Raw genomic sequence first — 6,882 nt, 5'->3', positions numbered from 1 at the left:
GACAAACTTTCGCACAAATTCCACAGACAAGGCAGGCTTCACTGTCTTTCATTTCCAGAAAATCCGCATCTAACAAACCTCTTGTTATAGCTCCAACAGCTCCAACTGCCAGGTTGCCTTTGGGGCATGCCTGTACGCAGGTCCCACAGCCAATGCATTTTTCGGGGAAATAGATCAGCTGCTTGTCTTTTTTTTCGGCAAAGACAGACAATCGCATATCTTCTTCCATTTTGCTTACCTCTCAACGTTATTCTGTGCAACCGCCGCACAGCAGCTCGTTATCATGTTGAATGAACATTTCACCGCAATTTTTACAGCAAAGTATCCGCTTTTTTCTTCGAACAGGAACCTCAAGGTCCACAAATTTCCAGGAATACACTTTATCTCCCGCAGCCAGGAGGATTGGTAAAACCTCCGTATGAGGGAGTTTTTCAGTGTTCAGGAACCAGGCGTGGAGTTTGGGATAATCCTTCGTTTTTTCAGGGTCGAGGATAATTCGGATACCTTTTATGCTTTTAGCTCCTTCAGGCGCCTGTTTATTTACCGTGACCGCCATCTTCCCATAGTTCATTATCTTTAACCCATTATTTCCGATGGTAGCTCCAGCAAGGATCTGGAATGGGTCAGGCATGCAGCTTTTTGTTTCGCAGGTCACGTATATGCGTTCCCCTTCCCGAACATCGAGCTCCCGTCTTGCGATATTGAGCATCTGGATACCGATTAACGCCCCAGAGGTAAGGAAGCCGTGAAAGGGAACTACTTTTTCAATCTGTGAAAGTAGTTCTGGATCCTTTACCTGCTTCAGAATCGTCTCCATCTGGTGTTTTTCTTCATTTGAATTTTTATGCAATATTTGTACACCACCGTGGGTTTCACCGTTATGTTTAAATAAACATAACGCTAAAGATATTAAGTACCAATAGGATGAATTTAAGACAGCCAGGTTATCTAGAGGAATTATATTGTCAGGACTTACACGGTTGAAACGTGGATAGTGTTAAACCTTTAACTGTCTAAACCTCCTCTGTAATTACGACTTATTGTGCGTGATTTCGTCTCGCAAGCGCACAAGTCCTAAGTCCTAATTCTTTAAATTCCAACATAACGCAGAAGGATACAGTGTATTTATAGGTAACTTTATAAGTAACTTTTTTACAGGAACTTACTTATTTTCATTTTATATCGGGGCGAAATTCCAATATAAGGGATAGAACCTAATATTGGCCGGCCACAGAAAAAAAACACCAGCCTGAGCTCTATAGCTTCCAGATATGTAACGCTCAACATATCTATAAAAACGGAAGACAGAACTTTCGCGCTCAATATATATAAACATATATTTTATAAAATTATCGATGAAAATAGGGATTTCCTGTTAAAAAAGGACAATATAGAGGAATTCTTTTTTAAAGTTTGGATAAGACGTGCTCTACATACATTATATTTTAAAGCGTACCTATTTAAAGCAGATATAAACAGAGACAAATAATTAATAAGGGTAAAACGAGGGCAAAAATTGAAATTTGCCCACGTTGCTTGCCCCAATAAAAAATGTAAATTTCATTAGGACTTACGCAGTTGAACTAAAAAATCAACAGCACCAGACCACTAACTGTTTAAAATGGAACTTTAATCCACAGCCGTTGCCGTAATTGATTTTGTTTCTCAAGTGTATAAGTCCTATTTCATATGATTCCTAGAGAGAAATTTTCACTCATGTTCAGGTTTTAGTTGCAGGGTTAAGGAGCATGTTAAGTTCTTCATCCTTAAGGTCATAGTGGAAGAATTCTGAGTAGAACTCACGTGTCAGCTTGGAGAGGTCCATATCTGCGAAAAGATCCGGATACAGCAGTTTTGCAGTCCAAGCAGTTCCCAGGATAAGGTGAGGACCCTGAGGTCTGTCAATCCAGCAGAAAGGATTCTGAGGAGCGAGATATACTTTCTTATTTTTCACAGCATCTATACTTGCCCAGAGAGAATCAGAGTAAACTGTCGAATAGAACTGTGGATTTGAGGTAATAATTATCTCAGGGTTCCAGTTCATGACCTGTTCTATTGAGACTTGAGTCATGCCGCTTCCGGACGTAAGGGGACAGTCGGCAACGTTGACACCTCCGCAGATATCAATTACCTGAGAATGTTGCGAGCCTGAAGGATCGGTCATCAGACCTTTAGGGCCTTCGGCATAGTAAACCCGTACTTTTTTATCTTCAGGAATATCTTTTACAGTGTTATTTATCTCACTAAGGATTGAACTGCGGAATTCAATCAGTTTTTTTGCCTGGGCTTCACAATTAAGCAGCTTGCCCACATATTCGATAGTAGGATCGGATTGTGTCACAAAAAGAATAGAATCATTAATAGCTACCACTGGAATGCTGCCGAGATTTTCCTGCCTGCGTTCTATAGCTTCATTAGTTTCTCCATTTGTGGCTGTGCTTTCAATAACAATGTCAGGATGCATATCAATTATAGTTTCATAATTTCCGGTCTTGCTTCCTAACCAGTTTCCTATTACAGGTAGATTTGAGTAATTTTCATCCATGAAGGGTTGGGTGAAATTTTGTTTGGAGTTCCAGCCTACAAGTTTATCTGGTGCAAGCATATACACAAGGATAGCGGAAGGTGAAGAAGTACCTATAATCGAGGATATTTCCACAGGCACAGTTAACTGCCTTCCCAGCATGTCGGTGATTTGCACGGTACTTGAATTCTGAAGCTCAGTGCTTGAGTTTGGTTCAGCCTGTTGATCCGTATTTTCTACACATCCACAGAGCATAACAACTGGAAGCAGGAGGGAGAGAAGCACTATAGTATGTATTTTTCGATTCATAGAAACGCCTGACACACTTTTGATTATTTAGCTGTTATGTTCAAACAAACATAATGCATATAGAGGTTTTACCCTGTAAAAATATACGCAAGGTTGCAGGATATGTATAATTAATGATTGAGGAACGTCTATGGTGTTATTAGAATTCTGAAACAGAGTATTTATAGGAAAACAGTTACCTATTTCCTATAACCTATATATATACTTTATTGTACTTCGGCCGCCTTTCCACAGATGACCGTTAAATTTTGCAATACTCCTTACTATCGTTTTTTGAAAAATTCCATGTTTACTCAAACGTATGTTTTTGATATTTTCCAAAATTTTCAGCCAAGATTTTCAGTTTTTTGCCTCCGTTGAAACCTTCCAGTAGCCATTTCCCTGGGCTTCAGTTACGAAGATTGCTGTTAAGTAAAAAATAAACAGAGATAAACTCTTTTTTTATATTTTTTTAAAATTTAACTATACTTAATATTATTAAAAAATATTTTTATTACAAATAGTATTACAAAATAGAAAATTATTAATCATAAGATAATTAAGTACCTGTTAATGTCTTCTTCAGAAATCCAGATTAAAGAAATGGTAGCCCATAAATGGGACCTTGCATCCGAGACTTTTGATACACATGCAGGACACGGGATCCAGACTCAAAAAGAAAGAGACGCCTGGAAGCAGGCATTCTTGAAGGTCTTCCCGGAAAAAAGTTTGAAAATTCTCGACGTTGGCTGCGGGACAGGAGAATTAAGCTTACTGTTTGCTGAGATGGGGCATGAGGTTGCAGGAATTGATATTTCCGGACAAATGCTGAAAATCGCAAAAGCAAAGGCTGAAGCCTGTGGAGCTGACATAATCTTTAGGGAGGGAGATGCAGAAAACCCTCCTTTTGATACATCTTCTTTTGACATTGTGTTTAGCCGTCATCTTCTCTGGACGCTCCCTAATCCGAAAGTAGCCGTGGAGAACTGGAACAGAATTCTGCGGAAAAATGGGAAAGTCGTGATTGTTGATGGAGTCTGGGACAGCGGCACCCTGGGATCCAGGGCTCGCAAAAATGCAGGTGATCTTTTGACCCTGCTTCTTGAAAGAAAAAATCCCCGAAAAGGACACTCGGACTATTCTGATGAACTCAAAGCCAGGCTCCCGCATTTCGGAGGAGCTCCGCTTGAAAAAGTAAAGGAGTACCTTTTGAATTCAGGCTTTGAAAATATCCAGATTCTTGACCTGAAAGAAGTAAGAGATGCTCAGAAAGAGAAGATGCCGTTAGGTGAACGAATTGTACGCAGTTATCAGTACTACCTCATCTGCGGCCGAAAATAATATTCATTAAAAAAGATGGTGTTCCGAAATGAAAAATAAAAACTCCCCCTTGATTATATTGTTAATTATCCTGCTGACCTGCGCTATCCTGACGACTTCCGGGTGCAGCAGTACAGAAAATGAAGCGGAAGATGCAGTCTCCGGGATGGAAGCTACCTCAGGATCAGATAGCGCTTCCCAGACAGCAGGAGGCTCTGAAAATAATACACTCGTGCTTGGAGAAATGTGGGATATAGAATCGATCAATCCCATTGATGGCGATGCTGGAACTTTGATCTGCGAGAAAGCTGCAGTAACCGAAACGCTTGTTGGCGCCAATGAAAATTTCTCTCTTAAGCCAGGGCTTGCGACCTCCTGGAAACAGCTTGATGAAGACACATGGGAATTCAAGCTAAGAAATAATGTTACTTTCCATGACGGAAGTGAAATGACTGCAAAAGAAGTGAAATTCACTCTGGAAAAAGTAATCTCGGAAAATCCGAAAGTTGCTTCCATGCTAAATATAGATTCTATAGAAGCAGTTGATAATTATACTATTAAAATCAAAACCAAGGAAATTAACCCAATTCTTCCTGGAATTCTCCACTATCCGGATACTGCTATAATAAGTCCTTCTTCTTATGACGAAAAAGGAGAATTCGTAAAACCTGTTGGAACAGGCCCCTATAAATTTGAATCCTTTGATGATCAGACCAGGACACTTACTGTCGTGAAAAATGAAAACTGGTGGGGAGGGAAAGTTGGTCTTGATAAAATGATCATTAAAGGGATACCTGACCCTAACACAAGAGCAATGGCAATCGAAAATGGAGAACTTGACTTTACTGTCGATGTGCCATATAGTGAAACTGACAGGATTAACGCTATAGATGGCATTAATGTGGAGAAGTACAAAACTCCCAGAGTCTATAAAATTGACCTTAATCTAAAGCATGAACCCCTTGAAGATGTACGAGTAAGGCAGGCTATGTCCTATGCCATTAACAGGTCTGACATTGCAGAAAATGTGCTATATAATGTAGGAGAAGCTGCCGGTGGACCTTTCCTGCCAACAATGGTTTGGGCAAATAAGAGTCTAAAGCCCTACAGTCAGAACCTTAAGAAAGCTGATGAGCTCCTGACAGCTGCAGGCTGGGTGGATACTGATGGGGACGGGATAAGGGATAAGGACGGAAAACCCCTCAAGCTCAACCTGATGACTTATGCTGCAAGGCCTGGACTTCCCCCAATGGCTGAAGCTATAACTGCCCAACTGAAAGAAGCAGGTATAGATGCCGAAACCGAAGTGCTGGAAATGGGGTCAATAGATGACAGAAGAGAAAAGGGCAACTGGGACCTCTACCTCGCCGCTTACAATATTGCAATGGTCCCTGATCCGGAATATATTCTTACGAACTGGTACATGACAAATGGCACTGATAATGGGCCTGGATACTCCAATCCGAAAGTAGATGCTCTGATAAAGGAAGCCAGAAAAATCACGGACCTGAATGAACGCTATAAAAAGTTCAATGAGGTAGAATCTATCGTTTATGATGAACAGCCCATGATCATAGTGGCTTACTACGGCTGTGCAATCGTGAAAAAAGATTATGTAAAAGGATATGTTTTCGACCCTACAGCCCACGACTACCGCATAAATGCGGACATGCATTTGGAAAATAAAAGCTGAAGGGATTTTCAGGGAAGGGTCTGGATTTTTCAGACTCTAACCCTGGATCCATATTCACTCAAAGTAATACGGATAGATAGGCTTCCTTGCTTTATGTCCGAATTGAGGAAAAAACATGAAATATTTCATAAAAAGGGTAGGTTTCATGGCACTTACGCTTTTTGCAGTTTGTGCTTTGACCTTTTTCCTTATGAACGTAATTCCGGGAGGTACGGCTGAGTTAGTCCTCAAACACACATTCGTGGGCCTGGAAGAAAGCGTAACAGACGAACAGCTTAACCAGATTTCAGATAGATACGACCTGGATGATCCTCTTTACCTGCAGTTTTTCAAATGGGTTAAAGAAGCAGTATTGAAAGGGGACATCGGAACCTCCTATGTTTTCAAAAAGCCAGTCCTTTATCTTCTCGCTTTACGCCTTCCAGCAACTATTCAGCTCGCAGTGGTGAGTATGTTAATTGCAATACTTGCAGGAGTAAGCCTGGGAATTTACTCGGCCCTCAGGGAAAACAAGATTTCGGATCACATTCTTAGGATTGTGACTCTCTTTGGAGTTTCAATGCCCGGTTTCTGGGTAGCCTTGCTTCTTATCCTGATATTTTCCCTGAAGCTGAAACTCGTGCCTGTGACAGGGTACGGGAGCCTGGAAAATCTACTTTTGCCTGCTACAGCTCTTTCTCTTCATTCCGTTGCTGCTGTTATGAGGGTTACAAGGACAAGCATGCTTGAAACCCTGGGACAGGAGTATATCAGGTTTGCAAAAGCCAAAGGGCTTCCTATATGGAAAATCGTAAGCAGGCATGCCCTTAAAAATGCCATGCTTCCTGTTATCACTGTTATTGGTTTTCAGATGGGAAGCTTGCTTGGAGGAACCGTTGTGATTGAAAAGATCTTTGCCTGGCCAGGGATAGGAAGCCTTCTTGTGGACTCAATTTCTGCCAGGGATTTGCCTGTGGTCCAGGGCTGTGTGCTTGCGATCGTTACGATGTTCCTCTTTGTGCATTTCTTTGTGGATATTCTCTATACGCATCTGGACCCACGGATAAGGTACGGCTGA

Annotated in this window: 6 protein-coding genes; 3 read left to right on the top strand and 3 right to left on the bottom strand. The window is 41.2% G+C overall.

All coding sequences use genetic code 11. The features are described 5' to 3' along the window. The 3 genes from A9239_RS02605 to A9239_RS02595 all read right to left on the bottom strand — a co-directional run. On the bottom strand, nucleotides 1-229 hold a 229-nt coding region (locus A9239_RS02605; RefSeq protein WP_141706344.1), incomplete at its 3' end, for a 4Fe-4S dicluster domain-containing protein. 18 nt (nucleotides 230-247) lie between these two features. Continuing rightward, nucleotides 248-850: an FmdE family protein gene (locus tag A9239_RS02600; protein ID WP_048120223.1), complete on the bottom strand. Its 603-nt coding sequence runs from the start codon at nucleotides 848-850 to the stop codon at nucleotides 248-250. A gap of 870 nt (nucleotides 851-1,720) precedes the next feature. Beyond that, a complete protein-coding gene (locus tag A9239_RS02595; RefSeq protein ID WP_048120225.1) occupies nucleotides 1,721-2,833 on the bottom strand; it encodes an iron ABC transporter substrate-binding protein in 1,113 nt (370 codons plus the stop codon). A 552-nt stretch (nucleotides 2,834-3,385) separates the two neighbouring features. Between A9239_RS02595 and A9239_RS02590 the strand changes: the two genes are divergently transcribed. The 3 genes from A9239_RS02590 (at nucleotide 3,386) to A9239_RS02580 (ending at nucleotide 6,882) form a co-directional block, all read left to right on the top strand. Then, complete coding sequence (locus tag A9239_RS02590; protein ID WP_048154343.1) at nucleotides 3,386-4,153, top strand: class I SAM-dependent methyltransferase; 768 nt, start codon at nucleotides 3,386-3,388, stop codon at nucleotides 4,151-4,153. A gap of 28 nt (nucleotides 4,154-4,181) precedes the next feature. Then, on the top strand, nucleotides 4,182-5,825 hold the full coding sequence (locus A9239_RS02585; RefSeq protein WP_048154340.1) for an ABC transporter substrate-binding protein: 1,644 nt from the start codon (nucleotides 4,182-4,184) through the stop codon (nucleotides 5,823-5,825). Between the two features lie 115 nt (nucleotides 5,826-5,940). Beyond that, nucleotides 5,941-6,882, top strand: a complete 942-nt coding sequence (locus A9239_RS02580) for an ABC transporter permease (protein WP_048120231.1) — start codon at nucleotides 5,941-5,943, stop codon at nucleotides 6,880-6,882.

It is taken from the genome of Methanosarcina sp. A14 (genome assembly GCF_001729375.1).
Taxonomy (GTDB): domain Archaea; phylum Halobacteriota; class Methanosarcinia; order Methanosarcinales; family Methanosarcinaceae; genus Methanosarcina; species Methanosarcina barkeri.
This window is presented reverse-complemented; position numbering and strand designations above follow the sequence as displayed.